Source organism: Lactiplantibacillus songbeiensis (assembly GCF_005405125.1).
Taxonomy (GTDB): Bacteria; Bacillota; Bacilli; order Lactobacillales; family Lactobacillaceae; genus Lactiplantibacillus; species Lactiplantibacillus songbeiensis.
The window spans coordinates 31825-52138 of sequence record NZ_BJDL01000026.1; the positions used below are offsets into that span (position 1 = coordinate 31825).

The following is a 20314-nucleotide window of genomic DNA, read 5'->3' on the forward strand; positions in this document are numbered from 1 at the left end:
AATGTAACCGCTTTACAGTCGAAATTAAGCTAACTGGCATGATGGCTGCTGACTTTAGGGACGTCAACATGATGCTTCAAGCTCGGAAAGACATGGGTATCGGACCAGCCCATAATGGCGCCCTGAGCTAGTAAGGCAAATAGGGTTCCAATCCCGATGGCATGCAGCTGCCCAGTAGCGATGAAGGCCAAGATAGTGATGATTACTGGCGGTAGGTAACTAGTCCATTGAGCGATAATGGCCGAACCGTGTAGAAACCGGAAGCGTAAAATATAGGACAAATCATCATTTGGATGTTGGATCAAGTTACACCGTTGATAGATAGAAACGGCGGCAGCAACGGATAGTAAGCCCAATAAATTAATGATCAGCCGAACCACTAACGGTAAGTTGGGGATACCGACCCAGCTCCAGAAGTAGCCGATAAATTCGACTAAGTAACTGAACGGTAGAATATAGAGTAAGTTAGAAATAAACCGGCGCCGGTCAAAGTGACCGAGCATTAGCTGATTAAGGACGGTCACGACGATGCCATACAGTAATAGTGTGGTTCCCAGTGGAATGTGAATCCAGTTAGCCAGATTGACACTGGACCCGGTCCAGACGGCGCTGCCGAGATTAGTTGCAATCGTCAGGGCATTACCGGCTGAGTTAAGTAAAATCGAGAAAACTAAAAACCAAAAACGTTGGCGAAAATCAACTAGGTGTGTCACAGTCATCGTCCTTTCGTAAATTGAGTTACGCTTGGTGCTAGTTAAAATTGCCGCCTGCTGGTTGGTTCCTAAAATGCTGGAACGCCATGGGCCATTTTGAAGCCAAAGCTCGGTCTTCAAAACTGACCTTGGCCTAAGTCCGAGCAGATCACTCGCACTAAGGCCAACGACACGGCTGAGCATTTTAGGAACCAACCTCTCGGCTAAATAACTGAACTGAAAATAATCAATCGTTAATTTTTCAATTCCCGTTAGTTAACGCCGGGCGGGCCAGAATTGGCTCAGTGGTGTCGTTTATCTTGGTCGGTGACTTTCCGACTTAGATAAAGCCCGGCTTGGAAGACCGAACTTCGGCTTCCAAACGCGGCCACCACGTTCCAGCCGATTCTGGACCAACTAGAGTGACAATTTAAACCAACTGGTACTAAGCGTATTGAGGTGAATAAGGCTATTATAGGCTTAAGTTGAATCCGGATAAACCTTGGTTATGGTTATTGGTGAAAGTAATGACCATATTTTCAGGCTCAGTTAAGCGCGGTTCGGTCGCTAGGCAAGCGAAGCAAGGGTCAGTGCTGCCGGTGGCTATGAAAATATGCTATACTAGTTACACAGATTATGAACATTCGGTTGAAGGACACTTCAAGAATTCGGACTGCTTTTGGGTTGGGCAGTCGAATTTTTGCGGTGTCCTTTTTTAGGAGGAAATTTTGGGCTATATCGGAACTTTAAGTTTAATTTTGATTGTGACGGCCGTGGCCGGCCATTTAAGTGTGCGGATGGGACTCCCAGCGGTGATTGGGCAGCTCTTGAGCGGCATCGTGCTTGGGCCGGCCTTACTCGGTTGGGTACATGCGACCGATTTTATCGGGGACTTTGCGGAACTCGGTGTGATTATTTTGATGTTCATGGCCGGGCTAGAAAGTGATTTAAAACTATTAAAGAAGTATTGGCGGCCAAGCTTATTTGTCGCGGTCTTAGGAGTGATTTTACCAGTTGGCGTGATTGATTGGTGTAGCCAGCTTTTCCACTTAAATAACATTGAAAGTTTGTTTTTAGGAGTCACGTTTGCGGCGACTTCGGTCTCAATCTCAGTGGCGGTGTTGAAGGAATTAAATGCCATCGATGGTAAGGAAGGGACCACGATTCTGGGTGCCGCGGTCGTGGATGATGTGTTGGCCGTGCTAATCCTTAGCTTGATGGTGAGCTTGTTCGGTAGTGAAGTCGGCGGGCCCAGCCAATCGACTAATCTGGGCCTTTCGTTAGCAATTCAAGTCGCATTCTTCGTTGCCCTATTCCCGGTGGTGAAATGGATTGTGCCACGGTTAATGAAGATTGGGGATGCGTTGCTGATTCCAACGTCAGTGACGTTAATGTCGTTAGTGATTTGTTTTGGCTTAGCTTATTTCGCTGACTTTATCGGCTTGAGCGCTGTTATTGGGGCATTCTTTGCTGGGATTGCGGTTGGTCAGACCGATTATCATCAAGTGATCGATGAGCATATTCAGCCGATTGGTAATGCCGTGTTTATTCCGGTCTTCTTCGTTAGTATTGGCTTGAATATGTCATTTAACGGTTTCTTAAATGATTTCTGGTTTATCGTGGTTATCACGGTGGCAGCGATTGTAACGAAGCTGTTAGGTGCCGGCATTGGTGCGAAACTAGCCGGCTTCAGTTGGACGAGTGGTTACGAGATTGGCGCGGGGATGGTCTCGCGTGGTGAAATGGCCTTGATTATTGCCCAAATTGGGTATCAAGGGAAGTTGCTATCCGCTGATCGATATTCCGCCGTCATTACGGCGATCATCTTAACGACCTTGATTGCACCGTTATTATTACGACAATCGATTCAACATCAAAGTAAATTGGCTGATAGTAGTGGTCATTAAAAATAACCAGTTCGCTAGGGTTCAACTAGTGAGCTGGTTATTTGGGGTTTAGCGTTGATAATGAACTTCCGCTAATTGGCCATAATGGTTATTGGCGACCAATTCGAAGCGGCGACTATAGTCGACCGCTGTGAAGAGGGAAATCCCATCGCCCAATAAAACTGGGGCGATTTGGATATATAAATCATCGATTAAATCTGCGGTCAATAGAGGCATTAAGACGCCGGCACCGCCGACAATCCAAATGTTTTGCCCAGGTTCATTTTTTAATTGGGCCACCAGGGTGGAGACTTCGACGTTAGTAAACGTCGTGTGTTCCGTTCCGGCTTCAGGCTGTGAGGTCATTACGATATTTTTAGTGAGTGGATTGTACGGGTTAATGAGCTGATCCGTCGTTTGTTCCATCGTATATTCATATGTGTGCCGCCCCATAATGGCGGTATCGACTTGTTGCATAAACTCAGCGGTGGGCGCTTGGTCCGCACCGCCAGTTTGAAACAACCAATCAAGGCGATTATCTTTGGTGGCCAAATAGCCATCGATCGACATTGCACCGTAAAATTGAACTTTGCGCATAAATTGGGCACCTACTTTAAATTTTGTAATCTTATTGTAACATGTTTGCCGTGGCCGACGCTGAGAAAATTCTGAGGGAAATTGGGCACCAAAATTGAAGTATACTTCCAAAAATGGAGAAATTCAGAGAAAATGGACCTATACTTCCAAAAATATAGATCAATAGCGCTTAGTGTTGGTTAAAATTGCCGCTTATCGGTTGGCTTCTAAAATGTTGGCAATGCCGGAATCGATATTGAACTAAGTCTGAGAAGAACACTCACACTAAATCCAACTAGTACCAAGCGTGGATTTATAGTGTCATTCTTAATGAGTGGTCATTGATTGTCAAAAAAGATGCCGATCGTTGTGATCAGCATCTTTTTGTTAATCAATGATTTAGTTGACGGACGATTGCCTTACGACCTTCCTCAATCAGAACTAACGGAATCGGAATGCTCAAGAGTAGCAACCAATCGCGTCCCATGATGGCTGCGGTGTTGAACAAGCCTTGCAGGACGGGAATATACATCAAAGCTGCTAGTAGGACGACTTCAAAAATAATTCCCCACCAAACATGATGGTTACTGAAGAGCCCAACGCTAAAGACTGAGTTGACGGTTGTCCGACAGTTGATAGCCGCTGCAATTTGGCAGAAGACGATGGCCGCTAGTGTCATGGTGGTGGCCATGATGTAGGTGTCACCACTACCGGCTAATGCTACGTTTGGCCAACCATGCAGCCAGTTGACGAAGAAGTAGGCGACGGTTGAGAGAATTGACGCAATCAAGCCGTACCAACCAAAGGCCTTCCAAATAATCGTCTTATTCAGCAGGTGGGCATTGCGAGCCCGTGGTGGCTGGTCCATTACGCCGGGTTCACTTTTTTCGGCACCTAAACCTAATGCGGGTAACATATCTGTCCCAAGATCAACTGTTAGAATTTGCATCACGGTTAATGGCAATGGAATCAGTCCACGTGAGAATAAGAAGAGGACGGATGGCACGGCTTCGGGGACGTTACTGTTCAAGATATAGAGCAGGAACTTTTGTAAGTTGCTATAAACGGTCCGGCCTTCTTCAATCGCGGCCACGATTGAAGCGAAGTTGTCATCGGTGAGAATCATATCAGCGGCGTCTTTCGCCACATCGGTCCCAGTGACGCCCATGGCAATCCCAATATCGGCTTGCTTCAAGGCCGGCGCATCATTAACGCCATCACCAGTCGAGGCGACGATTTCACCATTGTGCTGGTTGGCTTGGACGATCCGATACTTTTGTTCAGGGGCCACGCGGGCAAAGATAACTTCCCCTTTAACGGCGGCTTGCAAGTCGGCATCGCTCATCGCGGCGAGTTCGTCACCGGTAATGACGCGAACTTGGTCGCTAGTAATGCCAATCTTAGTCGCGACACTTTTGGCCGTTAACGGACTGTCACCGGTGACCATAATAATGCGAATATTGGCCCGATGACACTTGGCAACCGCATCATAAATCTCAGGCCGGGGCGGATCAGCCATGACGGTTAAGCCAACAAACGTTAAGTGTTGTTCGGTATTGTCAATCGTACAGTCAGCCGGGTCAGTTGGTAGGCCCGCTTGTCCATCAAATGCCCGGGTTGCAATCGCCATCGAACGGAGACCTTCACCGGCGTAGTGTTGGTTAGCCGCGTCGATGCGCTTGATGTCAGCGTCCGTTAGTGGTCGACGTTGGCCATGATCTAAGATAGTGTCACTAATGGCTAAGATACCATCGAGAGCGCCTTTGACATAAATAACGGGTTGTCCGTCTGGTTGCGTATGAATAGTGGTCATCCGTTTACGATCGGAGTCAAACGGTAGTTCTTGAACGCGAGGATAACGGTCAGCTAGTTGTTTCAAATCCATGCCGGACTTTTGTGCCAAAATCAGGTGCGCCGCTTCGGTCGGGGTGCCCATGATTTTAGGCTTAGCTTGTGGCGTTTTGCCAGGTTGAATCTCGGTATCATTGTCAAGGGCAGCGACGCGCAGTAGTAACGCTAAGTCAGGTGCCGCGTCTAAGTCAATGGGCTGTTGCTGATAGAGCAGTTGACCGTTGTTGACATAGCCTTGGCCACTGACTTTATAGATCTGATCGGGCAACCAGACGTGGTTGATCGTCATTTGGTTCTGAGTTAACGTCCCAGTCTTATCAGAACAGATCACAGTTGTTTCGCCTAATGTTTCGACACTACTTAATTCCTTTACTAAGGCGTGTTTCTTCGACATCCGGGTGACGCCTTGCGCCAAAGATAGCGTTACGGTTGGTAGTAAGCCTTCTGGAATAAAGGCCACAATCATCCCTAGTGCGAAGACAAAGGACTTGGCGACTGGGTAGTGGACGAAGAAAATGGCGGCAACAAAGAAGATGACCCCAATTAAAATGGCAATCATTGAGATTTGCCGTGTTAATCGATCGAGTTCAGCTGTTAATGGGGAGACGGTGTTTTTTTGATGTTGGGTTAAGGTTGCAATTTGACCGAATTCGGTTTGCATCCCAGTCTGTAAGGCAACAGCGGTGGCCGTCCCATTGACAGCTACCGTCCCGGCGTAGACGACATTACTTTCCGCAAATTTACCGTCACCCTTAGCGTAGGCTGCGCGTTTATCAACGGCCAGTGATTCTCCAGTAAGCGCGGATTCGTCGACTTGTAAGGCGGTGGCTTGCATGATCCGGGCGTCAGCCGAAATGCTATTGCCAGCTTGAATCGTGAAAACATCGCCGGGCACTAAGTCGGTCGCATTGATCTGCTTAGTCGTCCCGTCACGAATAACGTGGGTGTAAGTCGGTAGCATTTCCTTTAAAGAGTCGGTCGCTTTTTGGGCGGCGTGTTCTTGCCAGAAACTGAAACAGCCATTAATCAGGTTAACCGCCCAAATAGCAATCCCCAGTTCGATCATGCCGGTAAACATTGCAATGAAGCCGCTGACCCATAGTAGCAGGGCCATCAAGCTCGTGAAATTTTTGAGAAACGCTTTCAATTGTGAGCGTGACTTGGTTTGTTGGATCGTGTTCGGGCCGACTTTTGTTAGTAAGTCGGCCGCTTGTTGACTGCTGAGACCATGTTGGCTCGTCTGCAGTCGTTGGTAGAATTGATCCGTTGGTAGTTGCGCCAACGCGTCAGTTGTTAGTCTTGATTTATCCATCCTAAATCACCCCTAGATTCAAACTGTGCTAAGCAGTGAGTACTCACTTTATTGATGAGTTGGACATTGTTCGGTACAGACATAGAATAGTCTTTTTAACGTTAAATTACTATCTTTATTTTGGTGATTGCAAACAGCAAAACAACCGCCAATTAGCGTACTGGCGGTTGTTTTGTGGGGGCGATTAAAAGGGCGTTAATTAATTATTTACGACATGGTGCTTGGGGAGGCAAGACGGCTGTTTTTTGGGGAATCGTTTGATTACCGGATAGTGATCATTTAACTCACAAATTTAGCTGACGGCTTGGCTTCAAAAATGGCCCATAGCGTTCCGGCATTTTAGGAAGCAACCGGCAGGCGACATTTCTTAACTAGCGCCCTGCGTCATGACTAGAAATCCTGATACAATCGGCGTGACTTTTGCAGATAATTTCGTCAATAAATAAGCGCTGTTTTGTACACCGTTTTACGTTATACTTAAACTTGCATTTATAACATTAGTCAGTAGGATTGGTCCACTGACTGCCTGGTTCGTAAACTTCCCAGGATAAAAAACCAAGAACTTCATGTTAATCGGAGGTAGGAGAAATGAATGCAAGTCGTAATGTGATTATCGACTGTGATCCCGGCATCGATGATAGTTTGGCGCTGCTATTAGCGCTGAAGTCCCCAGAGTTAAATGTGATTGGCATTACCACGGTCTGTGGGAATGTGCCCACCCATATTGGCGCTGAAAATGCGTTAAAAGTGTTGGCGTTGGCGGATCGATTGGATATTCCGGTTTATACCGGGGCTAATCGGCCACTGGAAGTTGCTTATACTAGCGCACAAGACACGCACGGAAATGATGGTCTTGGTAATAGTCATTTACCAGCCGTTACCAACGTGCATGCCGCTAAAGATGCGGTGGCGTTTATTGAGCGCACACTAAGTGAAGATCCAACGGTGACGGTGATTGCCCTTGGCCCGTTGACTAACATCGCCCAAGTGTTACAACGCGATGCGGCGTTATTTGATCAAGTCGATCAATTTGTCTTAATGGGTGGCAATTATAAGAGTCATGGTAATTGTTCACCGGTCGCCGAATATAACTTTTGGTGTGATCCGGATGCGGCAAAAGTTGTTTTTGACTTAATGCCGGTCCCGATTAAGATGGTCGGCTTAGATGTGACGCGCAAGATCGTCTTAACACCGAGTTTGCTTGAATATATTAAAGCGATTAACCCTGAGATGGGTGGCTTTATTGAAAAAATCACGCGGTTCTATTTTGATTTTCATTGGGAATATGAACGCGTTATCGGTTGTGTGATCAATGATCCGTTGGCCGTAGCGGCAGTGATTAATCCGGCGATTTTATCGGGATTCGATGTGTATACGACCGTCGTTGCAACCGATGATGTGGCGCGCGGGCAATCAATGGTCGATGATCATGACTTCTGGCACCGGCCGAAGAATAGTCAAGTGATGACGCAAGTCGATGTCATCGCTTTTTGGCGGTTGTTTTTGACCCGAGTCGCTGGGGCAACGGATCCTGATTTGACGACTGTCTTGAACCAATTATTGGTGGGCGCATGAAAAAATTCAAAACGCGCACACTGACCCTGTTAGCGCTATGCATTGCGCTAAACTTTGTTGGCAGTAATATTGCCTTAATGTTAAAGCTACCGATTTATTTGGATTCGATTGGGACCGTGTTAGCAGCGGCCGTTTTTGGCCCGTTAAGTGGGATACTCGTTGGGGGTGCCACTAGTCTGCTAGTGGCGACGACTGATCTCTACTCGCTATTCTTCATGCCGATTCAGCTCGTGATTGGGCTAGTGGCTGGTTTGATGTATCGACGGATTAAGCCCGCAAGTTTTCGGCAAAATTGGTGGTTGGCCTTAGTGATTTCATTACCAGGCACGCTACTGAGTACGCTGATTACGGTGCTGTTATTCCATGGAATTACGTCATCCGGGTCAAGTATGCTGGTACAAGTCCTACTAGGTACTGGGATGAATAAAGCGTTGGCAGTATTTCTGATCCAAGCCGGCACCGACTATCTTGATCGGTTCTTAACCGTCTATGTGGTTGCCTTGGTTTATCGGGTCTTGCGTTATAAATTACCACAAGCAAATTAATGAATGGGGACGTACATGTCAAAATGTACGTCTTTTTTTTAAATTTGGCTTGACCCTGACGTGACGTCAGCCCTTAGACTAAGGGTGTTGAAAGGAATGAGAGACAATGGCTTATCAAATTAAACAGTTGGCACAGCTGGCTGGCGTGAGTGTGCGCACCTTGCGCTATTATGATGAAATTGGGTTGTTACCGCCAGCTTATCTTGGTGACAATGGTTACCGGTATTATGAAACGGCGCAAGTTGACCGTTTGCAGCAGATTTGCTTGTATCGTCGCTTGCAAGTGCCGTTAGCAGATATTCCAGCCTTATTGGATCAGCCAACTGCGACCGTGGTGATGGCGTTGGAACAGCAATATCAAAAGTTATTGGCCCAACGCCAGCAATTGGATACCCTATTGGCACTCGTTCAAACGACGATTAAGACTCAACGAGGAGGCGTCGCAATGACGGATAAAGACAAGTTTACGGCCTTTAAACAGGCTAAGTTAGCTGAAAATGAAGCTAATTATGGTGACGAGTTACGCGGTAAGTATGAGGAACAGACCTTAACGCAAGCCAATGATCAATTTGCGAAGTTGAGTACGGCAGATTATGCCGCAATGCAAGCCACGGAACAGCAATTGATTGCTGATTTAAAGGTGGTTTTAGCGAGTGGGGATGTTACGACAGTCACTGCTCAACGCGTATATCGTAATCACAAAAAATGGCTGAGTTACACTTGGCCTAAATATACGGCTGCCATGCATCGCAACTTAGCGTTAATGTATCAAGCTGATGAGCGGTTCCAAGCTTATTATAATGAGCGTGCTGGACAAGGCGCGAGCGCCGTTTTATGTGCCATTATTGATCGGTATGCTCAGGATTAGGTTTCTGAATTTTTAGTCGCACAAAGGTAAATAAAAATGACCGCCAGACAAAATTTTGCCTGACGGTCATTTTTTGCTACTCATAAGCCCTTGGTGCTAGTGAAAGTTGGCACCTACCAGTGAAAAATAACCGTTCAGTTACCAGTACATGGTGATTAGCGGTGACCAGCACGTTACAGCCGGTGCTGGACCAACCAGAGCAGCAGTTTAATTAGCCTTTTTGCCGTGTCATCACGCCATCTTCAATCTGATAAACCACATCGCAATTGCCAATGAGTCGTTGATCATGGGTGACCATAACGATGGCCTTTTGGTGTTGATGGGCTTCGTTGGCTAGGCGTTCGACGACATCGATTGATCGTGGGGTATCCAAGCTGGCTGTGGGTTCGTCAGCGAGAATCACGCTCGGATCATTATAGAGTGCCCGCACAATTGCGACGCGTTGCCGTTCACCACCAGACAGTTCGCTTGGATAGGCGGTTGCGACATCGCTTAAGGCGAGTTCTTTTAACAGTTGGGCGGCGCGATCTTTTTGGAAGGGGCGTTTGGCCATTTTGTCGACGAGTTTCAATTGTTCAGTCACATTCAAAAAAGGAATGAGGTTCGAACTTTGCAAGATAAAGCCGATTTCATTAAAGCGATAGGCCAGCCGGGCTTTTTCGGATTGAGCGGCTAATTCCGTGCCGTTCAATAAGACTTGCCCCTTGGTAGGTGTTTGTAAACCAGCAGCAATGGTCAGAAAGGTACTTTTTCCGGAACCGGATGGGCCAATGATGGCCACGAATTGCCCGGCACTGACTTCGAAGTTGGCGTCGGTTAATGCGGTGACCGCGGTATGGCCGTGGCCGAATTGCTTGTCGATATGTTGTAATGCTAAGACTGCTTGTGTCATTTTGAGAATCCTCCTTATCCAATTGCGACCGCGGGATCGATTTTAGCTACGGTCCGCCATGAGAGTAATGCGCCAACAACTGAAGCGGCCAGTAGTGCGAGACTATATCCTCCAAACTGGGCCCAGTTAACGACAAATGGCAAGCCAGCGGGCATGATTTGTGCTAGTCCAACTGTAATACCTAAGCCGAGGACAATCCCAATCACTGCCATGGCAATACTTTGTGTCAATAACGCGGCTAGAATATGGCCGGTGCCAATACCTTGGACTTTTAAGACGCCGAATAACGGTTGTTTTTGCAAGGTCAAGACGAACATAAAAATCCCGATGATGGCTAAGGCAATGACGAATAAGAAGTAGATCATCGTATTTAACGTCAATTGTTCAGCGCTATAGCCGGGAAGCTTATTAATAAAAGTAGCGATACTTAATTTTTCTAAATCACCGTGTTTAGCGTTTTTGAAGCTGGATTCTTTAGTGACAAAGCCATTAACGGTCTGTTGATCGCCACTAGTAATGGGCGCACCTTTGAGTCGATTCATGGTGGCGATGTCGGTATATAGGGTTGGCGCAATCATATAGGTGCTCTTGCCATAAGTGCCGACGATTTTAACCGTTTGTTTAGTCGTGCCAATGCGAACTTTTTGCCCGAGTTTGTAGCCAGCCGCTTTTAAATCAGCGGAAATCAGAACTTGATTTTTGCCATTAATCTGATGCCCGCTTACCAGCTTGGGCATTAAGAAACTAGTCCGGCTCGTGCCAAAAGCACTGGCGGTGGTCTTTAAATGGTTATTAGTCGTCCGCAAGGTTCCTGACAGACTTGCGAGTGGGGCGATCTGCTTACCGCTCAGCTTTTTTTGATCAGCGAGCTTGAGTTGTGACGCCGACATGGTTTGATTGGCATTTTTATTTAAGTAAACGGTGCGCGCTTGCCAAGCATCGACAGCTTGCCGATTCCCATTACTAAGCCCGTTTGCCAGGCCTGCCAACATGAAGACGACGAGCGCAATCAGCAATAAGACGCCGCTGAGTAATGTGTAGCGCAGTTTTTCATGGCGCATTTCCTTTAATCCTAAATACATTTTTAAGTCTCCTTTTGTTTATCAGGTAATAAATGAATAGCTAAAGCATACCAGCATTTGTTATCTTTGACAAGTAGGTTGACAAGAAATGAACTGTAAAGTTCAAATTGGTATTAATTAAGCTTACTGAACAAAGCCTGAGAAATGCCGGTGTACTAAGGACTAGCGATGCGTTTTAGAAACTGGTAGGCCAATTAGTTAAAATAATTGTTAATTCAAAGCATGTCGGTAATCAACGCCGGTCAATGCTGGTCATGTTTGGAAGTCAAAGTATGGTCTTCCCAGCCAGGGGTTATCTAAGTCGGACAATCAACGACAGTTTTGAAGACCGGGTTTGGCTTCAAAATGGCCCATGGCGTTCCAGCGTTTTAGGAACCAACTGGCAGGCGGCAACTTCAATTAGCACCAAGCGCAAAGATTAAATATTTCGATTGTAAGTAAACGACTGGTATCATAAAGTTAATGATGTGAAAGGCAGGTTAACAGAAAATGACTAAAAAGCAGTTTAATCAAAAAGCCGCGATGATCGCGGGGATTACTGGTGGGGTGATTTCAGGGTTAGTGAAGCTTGGCTGGGAGAATATCTTGCCACCACGGACGGCTGATCGGGATCAAACGAATCCACCACAGCAATTATTGCAACAGGTCGGGGTACCAGCTAGCGTCACCCATGCCACCTATACGTATTCTGGTCAACAATTGCCTGCGGTCAGCTATATGATGCACTTCGGTTTTTCGACGACCTTTGCAGTGGCCTATAGTTTATGGGCCCGCCAACATCCTAAGGCCCAAGCCGGCAGTAGTGCGCTCTTTGGTTTAGGTATCTGGACGGCGTTTCATCATGGTATCTTACCAGCCCTTGGGACGATTCCTAGTGCCAAAAAGCAGCCGACTGAAGAACATGTTTCAGAAGCAATCGGGCACGTCTTATGGATGTGGACGGCCGATTGGGTCAGTGCCGCGATTTATGATCGCTTAACGAAAAAACACTAAGTAAAACGGTTACTTTCACATTAGTTTCTCATTTCTTAATAATTTGTGCTAAACTGTTAATATTGTTTGGCTTTTTTAGCCAAAATACCTAGAAATGGGAACGGAGCGAGCGATGTGAAACAGGGGACACAAATGAAACGGTATCACCATTTTCGATTGAGCTTAGGTTGGCAGATTTTGGTTGGGTTAGTCGTTGGGATTGTCTTAGGCGTGGTCTTTTATGGGAATCAGACCGCAATTACAGCGATGCAAAATATCGGGACGATGTTTATCAGCCTGATTCAGATGATTGTATTGCCGATTGTGGTGGCTTGTTTAATTACTGGGATTGCCAATATGGGTGATCTGAAAAAACTTGGCCGGATTGGTGGCAAGACGATTATTTATTTTGAACTAATGACGACGGTGGCGATTGCACTAGGGTTATTAGTTGGTAACGTCTTTCACCCTGGCGACTACATCAACATTCATCAGCTCCACAGTAGTAATATTAGTCAATATGTGGCTACCGCTAAGACGGTTTCACATAATGGCATCTGGTCGACGGTCATGGGAATCATTCCAACCAATGTTTTTAAATCATTGTCAGATGGTGATATGATTCCGGTAATCTTTTTTGCCGTCTTCTTCGGTTTAGGGACTGCGGCGATTGGTGATCAAGGAAAAGTCATCTTAGACTTTATGAACGCCGTGGCTGAAGCGATGTTTAAAGTAACGAATTGGGTCATGCACACTGCCCCAATTGGGGTCTGTGCTTTAATTGGCGTGACCGTTGCTCAGATGGGGCTGAAAGCCTTGGCGCCACTAGGTTACTTTATTATCTTGGCCTATGTGACGATGGCCGTCTTTATTGTGGTCGTAATGGGCTTAGTGGCGCGAGCGTTCGGTTTGAATATCTGGCATTTATTACGGGTGATTCGTGATGAAATGGTGCTCGGCTTTTCAACGGCTAGTTCGGAAGCGGCTTTGCCGAAGATTATTGATAAGATGGGTAAGTATGGTGTCAGTCAAGGTATCGTGTCGTTTGTGATTCCAACTGGGTATACGTTTAACTTGGATGGATCGGCGATTTATCAATCATTAGCGGCGTTATTTTTAGCGCAAGCCTATGGGATTCATTTGTCATTGAGTCAGCAGATTACGTTGTTGATTGTCTTGATGATTACGTCCAAAGGCATTGCTGGGGTGCCTGGCGCCTCGTTTGTGGTATTACTAGCAACGATTTCGTCAATTGGGGTGCCCGTTCAAGGGCTAGCTTTTATTGCCGGAATTGACCGGCTAGTTGATATGGGCCGGACCGTGGTTAACGTGGTTGGTAATTCACTGGCCGCCGTGATTATTGGAAAGTCGGAACATGAATTTGATGCTGATCAAAGTGAGCACTACTTAGCTGAGATTCGCGCGGGCAAGACGACCGCAGCCGGAACTAAATAAAATTGTACTGAACGAAGGGACTGTGATGCAGCCCTTTTTGTTTGCCATGAGGAGGGAAACTGAATGCAAACCTATTTTACGATTGGTCAGTTGGCTGCGCTGTTTGATGTGAAGATTCCAACGTTGCGCTACTATGACGAGATTGGCCTATTGACGCCAGCTAAAGTCGACGCAACTAGTCATTATCGCTATTATTCAACGGCGCAATTTGAGCGTTTGAGTACGATTAAGTATTTTCGAGCACTCGGCGTGAGCTTACCGGCAATCGCTGATTTCTTTGCTGCGCGCGATTTGCCGAAGCTTAAACAACTCTTACATCAGCAACAAGCGACGGTCGCCGAGCAACTGGCAACGCTCCAAGTGATCGATCAACGAGTCACGGCACGGCTAACGCAGATTGAACAAGCGGAGCAAGCACAGTTAGGCGTCCCCCAGCTGGTGACGTTAGCGCCACAACCGGTCTTGTATTTACGACAAGCCTATACTGCACAGGATGATATTGAATTAGTGATTGCTAAATTGCGGGAGCGCTATGATTTGGCACAAGATGTCTTCTTAGGCAAGATTACGTTGTCGTTGTCCGTAGCCGAGCTAACGGTTGGCCACTTTGATCAGTATAGTGGGATCTTGTTGGCCTTTGAACCAGGTGATCAGCCGAGAACTGGTCAGCAACTACTGCCAGGCGGATCGGCGCTGCAACTCACGTTTGCGGGAACGCATCAGCAGGCCGGCCCATATTATGAACAATTATTAACCGTATGTCGTGACCATCATTGGCGACTCCGTGCGGCCGCTTTGGAGACGGCACTAATTGATTATGGGATTACCGATGATGTCAGTCAATCTGTGACGCGGATTCAGTTGCCAATTACGACTTGACGCTCTAGTAACTAGAGACTTTATAATAAAGAAACTAATAAATAGGAGTGAGCCAGCATGATTGGCACGATTTTTAACGTCAGTATGATTTTAATTGGCTGTACGCTAGGGAGTGTTTTTAAGCACGGCATTAAGCCGGCTTACCATGAGATTCTAATGCAGGCACTAGGCTTAGCGGCCACCGTCATTGGAATTAACGCGGTCGTTCAGCGAATGCCGCAAAGTAAATATCCGGTCTTGTTCATTGTCAGTTTGGCGTTAGGCGGCATTATTGGACAGGCGCTAGATCTGCAAGGTCACTTTGATAAGCTAGTCGGCCGGTTTTCTGGCGGCAACTTAGCGGAGGGGCTGGCGACAGCGATCTTATTGTATTGCATCGGCTCGTTATCGATTTTGGGTCCGATTGAAGCGGCGTTGAAGCATGACTATACGTTCTTATTTACTAACGGGATGTTAGATGGAATTACCTCGATTGTGCTAGCGTCAACGTTTGGCTTTGGCATCGCGATTGCTGCGGGAGTGTTATTTCTCTGGCAAGGGTCGATTTACGTCTTAGCGTTAGTCTTGCGCTCGGCACTAAGCACCACATTGATTAATGAAATTACGATTGTTGGCGGTATCTTAATCTTAGCTTCCGGTTTAGGGTTGCTAAATATTAAAAAGATCAATACGTTGAATTTACTGCCAGCGTTATTGGTGCCGCCAATTGCGATTGCAATTTTAAATTTATTCTAGTAGAAAAGCCGTCCTGGGGTATTCATCAGGACGGCTTTCTTGTATATAAGCTTTAGACAGATAGTTATCGAATTAAAATTTTGTTGGGTCAGAATCGGCATTAATAGCAACTATGCTTGGTGCTAGTTGCTATTGCCGCTTATCAGTTGGTTCCTAAAATGCTGGAGCGCCATGGGCCATTTTGAAGCCGAGACCCGATTTTCAAAACTGTCGTTGGCCTAAGTCCGAGCAGATCACTTGCACTTAGGCCAACGACACGGCTGAACATTTTAGGAACCAACGGCTCGGCTAAATTTGTGGTCGACAATAAATAATCATTAATTCTCGTTAACTAACGCCGGGCGGGCCAGAATTGGCTCAGTGGTGTCGTTTATCTTAGTCGGTGATTTTCCGACTTAGATAAAGCCCGGCTTGGAAGACCGCTCTTTGGCTTCCAAACGCGGCCACCACGTTCCAGCCGATTCTGGCCCAACCAGAGTGACAATTTAAACCAACTACAAGCGTGGCAACCATCTATAACTGAATGATTGTTTTTTACGGTAGGCGGCAAAGCTAGTCCTCACTACTCCAAATGATGTCGTTGTCGAAATGCAGCCCGATTCTTATCCAAATGCTGGTGAATCCGGTCAATCAGTAATTGCCGGCGCACTGGGGAAGTGGGCGTCAATGGTGTCAATGGAAACCGTTCATCGATATCGATTGTCGGTGGATGAATCGCCATTGGAGCAGCTAAAGCAATCGCTAAGCTATCGGGCTGATGTTGGTACATCAAGTCATTGCGAATCGCAAAGCGAATCTGATTCTTAGTTGCTAAACAAATGTAACGGTCGATAATGTCCTGGTCCAGCAGTCCATGCAGTAACAATTGATAGTCTGGATGAGCGAGCATTTCAGTTCGTAACTCAGGCGAGTAGTCGCGTAAGAGTGCTTGGGTAAAGGTGATCCCTAAGTCTAAACGTTCGTGAAATGTGCCTAAGTTGCGATGTTGTTCGTCGGGATGCAAGACCGGCGCACCAAAGATGGCAGTTTGTAGATGTTTGTCCATCTGATCTTCGGATTGTGACATGGTTTCAAGTCCTTTCCAAAGAGTGGCCTGATCGGTAGATGTAACCGTTTCCACTCAAAGTCGTTACCTTAATTGTAAATAAGTTCACGATTTTAGCAAATTAAGATTTTCTAAAGCTGCTCAGTAGGTGCTGGATTTTCGATAGTTAACGTGGCTGTAAAGGTTTGTTCGGCAATCTGATAAGCCACATTAACTTCCTTAGTAGCCAGTTGTTCAATACTACTTAAGCCGTACCCTAAATGACCTGGTTTAGTCGTAAAGCGACTCTTTTTAATTCGATTTAAATTAATCGTATCGTTGGCTGGAATTTTATTTTGAATCACAAATTGGACGGCGTTCGTTTGTTGATCCAACGTGATCAGTAAGTTGACTAACTGATCGACTTGACTGGCCGCATCAATCGCGTTATCCAACAGATTACCCAAGATACGAACGATTTTAATATGGGCATTCGGCTGTAACTTGATGGGTTGTAAAATGGCCAGTTGCAGTTTAACTTGGCGACTGGCGGCCGCTTCATATTTAGAATAAATGAGGCCACTGATTTCGGGTGCCTGTAAGTTGTGTAGTTGTTCAGGTCCCGCACTAGACTTTAAATTATTGCCAGCGGGGAGGACTTCATTTTCGAAGTAGTGCTGCAAGCCATGGACATCCTGGTTCTGAATATATTGCGACATACTGAGTAAGATATTTTGGTAGTCGTGCTTGAATAAGTGGAGCTCCTGATTTCGGTGGCTGAGCAGCTCATTATAACTGGACATTTGCCGGAGCAATTGGGCATCGGTAAGACGGCTGTTTTTACTGTTGACCAAATAAAAGCCAATAATTCCGAAAATAATGCAAGCGGCAATGGCCACGTACATTTGTAAAACAACGTTTAGTTCTAGAACGTAAGCGTATCCCAGGATATATAAACCATAGAATAATAGGACCAGCCAATAGTCACTATGGTCGATCTTGGCGTGTTGGAAAAAGTCGGCGGCTGAGACGTTAACTACCCACCGATGGGCGAGCAGCCCGATGATGATAATAATTGGTAAACAGATGACAACGGCGCCAAATAAGTTCAGATTGGCTGCCCAATCATGCATGTGAATCGATTGACGTAAGCGCATGGGAGCATCGGAAGACATTATCCATTTTAAAAATACCCCAGCCAGGCCGCCGATTAATCGTTTGACGGCATTCAAAAAGATCGATAACGGCAACATTAAGATCCACTTGGTATACAGCAGGCGGGCACTCATAATCGTGTTGACGACTGTGATTGGAACGACCCAGAAGAAGACGAGTGGGACTTGAGGAAACCAAACTGTGGCTAGTTGGCCGAAAATCCCGAAGAAGATGACTAGGCTGATCCAAACTGCACTTAATTTCCAAGTTAAATACTCTCGGAAGGCTAGCATAAAAATCATCATTTCATAACCGCCCGAGGTTAGTGAGAGAGCATACAGGAGCGCTTCCATAGATATAACACCTCATTTGTTAAAAAATTTAGTCTAGAAACAGTTTGTAAGTTGATATTACTAATCATAAATCAATTGGTAATCGTTGCCACGTAAAAATTGCAAAAAAAGGAAACTTTTTGCTTGCCTTCGACTAACTAGAAGCTAGTACCTTATAAATTATCAAAATAAGCAGAACTGAAAGGGGCTAATTAGGATGCAAAATATCTTAATCGCGGGGGTTATCCCGCAACAACGCATTCAACAACTTTTACAGACCATTGATCAAATGCTGGCAGTCACTTTAACCGTCTACACCCCAGCGGCCTATCGTTCGGACTGGCCCGCCGATGTCACCGTCTTAACTGGTGACTTAAATGATCTAGGCGGATTAACTGCGGCAGTGATTGACCAAGATATTATCCTAGTTCAACTAGATTCTAAGGCGCTGGTTGCCCAAACACAATCCTTAATTACCGTCTTGAATACCCAACCAAGCACGCGCCTGATGCTGGCTAGTCCAGATAGCATTTTATCGTTAACCCAAAACCAAGTGAAGTGGTATCACCAGCGGCGGCAACGACAACAATTGGCGGCTATTCGAGTGATGGAACAGCAATTACGGCATAGCGGACTTGATTTTACGTTGATTGAGGGGACTGAGGCCGCGACCACGGCTATCTATACGCAAGCCATGCAACAGGATTGGTTAACCGCAATGCCGACACGTCGGGCTTTGAGCTTACTTGACTATTTAACCGTTGGTGTCAGTTGGCCGCTAGCTGCCTAAATGGAACTTGAAGTTAGTTTGGTGTTTTTATAATATATTTAATGTTATTATCATCAAGGATAGTATGAATTATATTATTAGGAAACTTAATTAACTATAATCGAAATTAGGTGTGATAGAATGCCAAAACATATGCAGCAACGCCAGCGCCGGTGGCCATTAATCATGATTGTCGGGGTTGTTTTAGCAGTGGCCGGTGTTACCGTGGCCCAAGTCTCAGATTGGATCGATGCCGCCTTTACTGCGAAACAAACCACTGCGTCTAAGTCTAGGGTCACTAATCAGGTTAAGTTAGATGTGCCATTGATTAATCAAATGGCGGCACCGCGACTTTACAATGGTTGTGAAGTGACGTCATTGGCGATGGTGCTAAATTATAATCATCTTGATATATCAAAGAATGCGTTAGCAGCTAAATTGCCAAGCGTCCCTTTAACTTATGACAATGGGGAACGTGGTAATCCAAATACCGGCTTTGTTGGTGATATTACCGGCGATCAACCGGGGCTAGGGGTCTATCACGGCCCAATCTATCGGTTAGCCAAGACCCAAACGAGTCAGGTCAAAGATTTGACCGGGTCGGACTTTTCAGCCGTGATTAAACAGTTGGAGAAGGGCCGCCCAGTCTGGACGATAACGACGTTGACGTTTGCCCCGGTCAGCAACTTACAGACTTGGCAAACGCCGACTGGCAACGTCAAAGTGACGTACGATATGCACAGTGTCGTGATTGTTGGATTCAACCGTGCTAAAAAGGTGATATACATCAATAATCCGTATGGCCATAAACAGCAAGCAGTTAACTGGACTGACTTTGCCGCGGCCTATAAGCAGATGGGGCAACAGGCAATCGTGCTAACTTTAAATCATTAAAAAAATCCCACTTGGTCAAGTTGACTAAGCGGGATTTTTTTAGTTATCGAGTCTGATAACGATTACCAGTCCGCGCAAATTCTTGCACGAGCGGATCTAAATTAATGTTAAAGAAAGCGGCTAAGGCAAAGAGATGATTAATCGAGATTGAGTAGCCATTTTCGTAACGTGATAACATGGAAGGTGAGATCCGAACATGGTATTGAGCTGTAATTTGTTGCGAAACCGCAGCCAAGGTTAAATTTTCTGACCGCCGGGTACGCTTTAGTTCATCTGCTAACATCCACTGCCACCTCATTCCCTATTTTACCCATAATTTTGTTAAAAGCTATAATTAAATGTTGATGATAACGCTTAATTGGTGTAAGATTCCCTTATGGGGAACAAGAGAAGGGGGTGGTCAAATGGAACCTAATAATGATGTATTGTTATTGGCCTACTTTAAGCAGAATCGGATTACGCAGCAGGACTTAGCAGACTCAATCGGTCGTAGTGTGAACACGGTGTGGAATAAACTCCATGGGCGGTCGCATTGGAATACGGCAGAAGTCCAACAGTTGCATGACGATTTTGGCGTGCCAACACAGTATTTTTTTCGTAATTAACTGGATGAAAATCTTTGGAGGAGCATCGGCAGACTACCGGTGAGGTTCAGTTATTGTCAGTAAAATGAATAAGTGTTTGTAAAAGGAGAGTTCGCGAATTTCGTGAGCTTTTTTTATTTAGAGTGTGAATGAAGGCGGTTTGAGGGTGAGCATTGCCTAGCCAAATGAGTATCCGGCGGGCTTTCCGGATGGTCATTTAGCGTAGCAAGCGGAAT

At 46.0% G+C, this 20314-nt stretch carries 19 protein-coding genes and 1 riboswitch; of the genes, 11 read left to right on the forward strand and 8 right to left on the reverse strand.

Annotated elements, in window-relative coordinates; all coding sequences use genetic code 11:
• Positions 1–29: 29 nt before the first annotated feature.
• On the reverse strand, positions 30–713 hold the full coding sequence (locus tag FFM77_RS10735) for a YczE/YyaS/YitT family protein (protein ID WP_137635765.1): 684 nt from the start codon (positions 711–713) through the stop codon (positions 30–32).
• 707 nt (positions 714–1420) lie between these two features.
• On the opposite strand from FFM77_RS10735, the gene FFM77_RS10740 reads away from it, so the two are divergent.
• Entirely contained in the window at positions 1421–2599 is a 1179-nt protein-coding gene (locus FFM77_RS10740) for a cation:proton antiporter (protein ID WP_137635766.1), read from the forward strand.
• A gap of 48 nt (positions 2600–2647) precedes the next feature.
• On the opposite strand, the gene FFM77_RS10745 is transcribed toward FFM77_RS10740, so the two are convergent.
• Together FFM77_RS10745 and FFM77_RS10750 are read right to left on the reverse strand one after the other, a co-directional pair.
• Entirely contained in the window at positions 2648–3175 is a 528-nt protein-coding gene (locus tag FFM77_RS10745) for a dihydrofolate reductase family protein (protein ID WP_137635767.1), read from the reverse strand.
• A 370-nt stretch (positions 3176–3545) separates the two neighbouring features.
• Positions 3546–6317: a cation-translocating P-type ATPase gene (locus tag FFM77_RS10750; protein WP_137635768.1), complete on the reverse strand. Its 2772-nt coding sequence runs from the start codon at positions 6315–6317 to the stop codon at positions 3546–3548.
• A gap of 520 nt (positions 6318–6837) precedes the next feature.
• Positions 6838–6882, forward strand: a riboswitch (PreQ1 riboswitch).
• 23 nt (positions 6883–6905) lie between these two features.
• On the opposite strand from FFM77_RS10750, the gene FFM77_RS10755 reads away from it, so the two are divergent.
• The 3 genes from FFM77_RS10755 (at position 6906) to FFM77_RS10765 (ending at position 9305) form a co-directional block, all read left to right on the forward strand.
• Positions 6906–7892, forward strand: a complete 987-nt coding sequence (locus tag FFM77_RS10755; protein WP_137635769.1) for a nucleoside hydrolase — start codon at positions 6906–6908, stop codon at positions 7890–7892.
• A complete protein-coding gene (locus FFM77_RS10760; RefSeq protein ID WP_137635770.1) occupies positions 7889–8437 on the forward strand; it encodes an ECF transporter S component in 549 nt (182 codons plus the stop codon). The genes FFM77_RS10755 and FFM77_RS10760 overlap by 4 nt, the downstream gene beginning before the upstream one ends.
• Positions 8438–8543: 106 nt before the next feature.
• A complete protein-coding gene (locus FFM77_RS10765; protein ID WP_137635771.1) occupies positions 8544–9305 on the forward strand; it encodes a MerR family transcriptional regulator in 762 nt (253 codons plus the stop codon).
• A 211-nt stretch (positions 9306–9516) separates the two neighbouring features.
• Here the strand turns inward: FFM77_RS10765 and FFM77_RS10770 are convergent, their stop codons facing one another.
• A complete protein-coding gene (locus FFM77_RS10770; RefSeq protein WP_137635772.1) occupies positions 9517–10197 on the reverse strand; it encodes an ABC transporter ATP-binding protein in 681 nt (226 codons plus the stop codon).
• A 14-nt stretch (positions 10198–10211) separates the two neighbouring features.
• The gene (locus FFM77_RS10775; RefSeq protein WP_137635773.1) at positions 10212–11279 is read right to left on the reverse strand and encodes an ABC transporter permease; all 1068 of its coding nucleotides are present in this window, start codon (positions 11277–11279) and stop codon (positions 10212–10214) included.
• 489 nt (positions 11280–11768) lie between these two features.
• Between FFM77_RS10775 and FFM77_RS10780 the strand changes: the two genes are divergently transcribed.
• The 4 genes from FFM77_RS10780 (at position 11769) to FFM77_RS10795 (ending at position 15320) form a co-directional block, all read left to right on the forward strand.
• A complete protein-coding gene (locus FFM77_RS10780) occupies positions 11769–12272 on the forward strand; it encodes a YagU family protein (protein ID WP_137635774.1) in 504 nt (167 codons plus the stop codon).
• A gap of 132 nt (positions 12273–12404) precedes the next feature.
• Positions 12405–13706, forward strand: coding sequence for a cation:dicarboxylate symporter family transporter (locus FFM77_RS10785; protein WP_137635775.1), 1302 nt, complete (start codon positions 12405–12407; stop codon positions 13704–13706).
• Positions 13707–13769: 63 nt separating this feature from the next.
• Positions 13770–14585 (forward strand): MerR family transcriptional regulator, encoded by an 816-nt coding sequence (locus FFM77_RS10790; protein ID WP_137635776.1) that lies wholly within the window; start codon positions 13770–13772, stop codon positions 14583–14585.
• A gap of 57 nt (positions 14586–14642) precedes the next feature.
• Entirely contained in the window at positions 14643–15320 is a 678-nt protein-coding gene (locus FFM77_RS10795; RefSeq protein ID WP_137635777.1) for a DUF554 domain-containing protein, read from the forward strand.
• A 562-nt stretch (positions 15321–15882) separates the two neighbouring features.
• On the opposite strand, the gene FFM77_RS10800 is transcribed toward FFM77_RS10795, so the two are convergent.
• A complete protein-coding gene (locus FFM77_RS10800; protein WP_137635778.1) occupies positions 15883–16386 on the reverse strand; it encodes a YueI family protein in 504 nt (167 codons plus the stop codon).
• A 110-nt stretch (positions 16387–16496) separates the two neighbouring features.
• On the reverse strand, positions 16497–17804 hold the full coding sequence (locus tag FFM77_RS10805; RefSeq protein ID WP_223876825.1) for a sensor histidine kinase: 1308 nt from the start codon (positions 17802–17804) through the stop codon (positions 16497–16499).
• Positions 17805–18048: 244 nt separating this feature from the next.
• Here FFM77_RS10805 and FFM77_RS10810 point away from each other — a divergent pair, with 244 nt between their 5' ends.
• The gene (locus FFM77_RS10810; RefSeq protein ID WP_137635779.1) at positions 18049–18621 is read left to right on the forward strand and encodes an NAD(P)H-binding protein; all 573 of its coding nucleotides are present in this window, start codon (positions 18049–18051) and stop codon (positions 18619–18621) included.
• Between the two features lie 120 nt (positions 18622–18741).
• Positions 18742–19494: a C39 family peptidase gene (locus FFM77_RS10815; RefSeq protein ID WP_137635780.1), complete on the forward strand. Its 753-nt coding sequence runs from the start codon at positions 18742–18744 to the stop codon at positions 19492–19494.
• A 43-nt stretch (positions 19495–19537) separates the two neighbouring features.
• Here the strand turns inward: FFM77_RS10815 and FFM77_RS10820 are convergent, their stop codons facing one another.
• Positions 19538–19777 carry a helix-turn-helix domain-containing protein gene (locus FFM77_RS10820; RefSeq protein WP_171001610.1) on the reverse strand — a complete coding sequence of 80 codons (240 nt, stop codon included), beginning with the start codon at positions 19775–19777 and terminating at the stop codon, positions 19538–19540.
• 121 nt (positions 19778–19898) lie between these two features.
• Here FFM77_RS10820 and FFM77_RS10825 point away from each other — a divergent pair, with 121 nt between their 5' ends.
• Positions 19899–20099: a helix-turn-helix domain-containing protein gene (locus FFM77_RS10825; protein ID WP_137635782.1), complete on the forward strand. Its 201-nt coding sequence runs from the start codon at positions 19899–19901 to the stop codon at positions 20097–20099.
• The last annotated feature ends 215 nt before the right edge of the window (positions 20100–20314 follow it).

Coding starts and splice junctions, on each gene's coding strand:
- FFM77_RS10805 (WP_223876825.1), bottom strand. CDS start 17,804: ATGATGATTTTTATGCTAGCCTTCCGAGAGTATTTAACTTGGAAATTA.
- FFM77_RS10765 (WP_137635771.1), top strand. CDS start 8,544: ATGGCTTATCAAATTAAACAGTTGGCACAGCTGGCTGGCGTGAGTGTG.
- FFM77_RS10790 (WP_137635776.1), top strand. CDS start 13,770: ATGCAAACCTATTTTACGATTGGTCAGTTGGCTGCGCTGTTTGATGTG.
- FFM77_RS10780 (WP_137635774.1), top strand. CDS start 11,769: ATGACTAAAAAGCAGTTTAATCAAAAAGCCGCGATGATCGCGGGGATT.
- FFM77_RS10795 (WP_137635777.1), top strand. CDS start 14,643: ATGATTGGCACGATTTTTAACGTCAGTATGATTTTAATTGGCTGTACG.
- FFM77_RS10815 (WP_137635780.1), top strand. CDS start 18,742: ATGCCAAAACATATGCAGCAACGCCAGCGCCGGTGGCCATTAATCATG.
- FFM77_RS10760 (WP_137635770.1), top strand. CDS start 7,889: ATGAAAAAATTCAAAACGCGCACACTGACCCTGTTAGCGCTATGCATT.
- FFM77_RS10755 (WP_137635769.1), top strand. CDS start 6,906: ATGAATGCAAGTCGTAATGTGATTATCGACTGTGATCCCGGCATCGAT.
- FFM77_RS10745 (WP_137635767.1), bottom strand. CDS start 3,175: ATGCGCAAAGTTCAATTTTACGGTGCAATGTCGATCGATGGCTATTTG.
- FFM77_RS10800 (WP_137635778.1), bottom strand. CDS start 16,386: ATGTCACAATCCGAAGATCAGATGGACAAACATCTACAAACTGCCATC.
- FFM77_RS10770 (WP_137635772.1), bottom strand. CDS start 10,197: ATGACACAAGCAGTCTTAGCATTACAACATATCGACAAGCAATTCGGC.
- FFM77_RS10820 (WP_171001610.1), bottom strand. CDS start 19,777: ATGTTAGCAGATGAACTAAAGCGTACCCGGCGGTCAGAAAATTTAACC.
- FFM77_RS10750 (WP_137635768.1), bottom strand. CDS start 6,317: ATGGATAAATCAAGACTAACAACTGACGCGTTGGCGCAACTACCAACG.
- FFM77_RS10810 (WP_137635779.1), top strand. CDS start 18,049: ATGCAAAATATCTTAATCGCGGGGGTTATCCCGCAACAACGCATTCAA.
- FFM77_RS10825 (WP_137635782.1), top strand. CDS start 19,899: ATGGAACCTAATAATGATGTATTGTTATTGGCCTACTTTAAGCAGAAT.
- FFM77_RS10785 (WP_137635775.1), top strand. CDS start 12,405: ATGAAACGGTATCACCATTTTCGATTGAGCTTAGGTTGGCAGATTTTG.
- FFM77_RS10775 (WP_137635773.1), bottom strand. CDS start 11,279: ATGTATTTAGGATTAAAGGAAATGCGCCATGAAAAACTGCGCTACACA.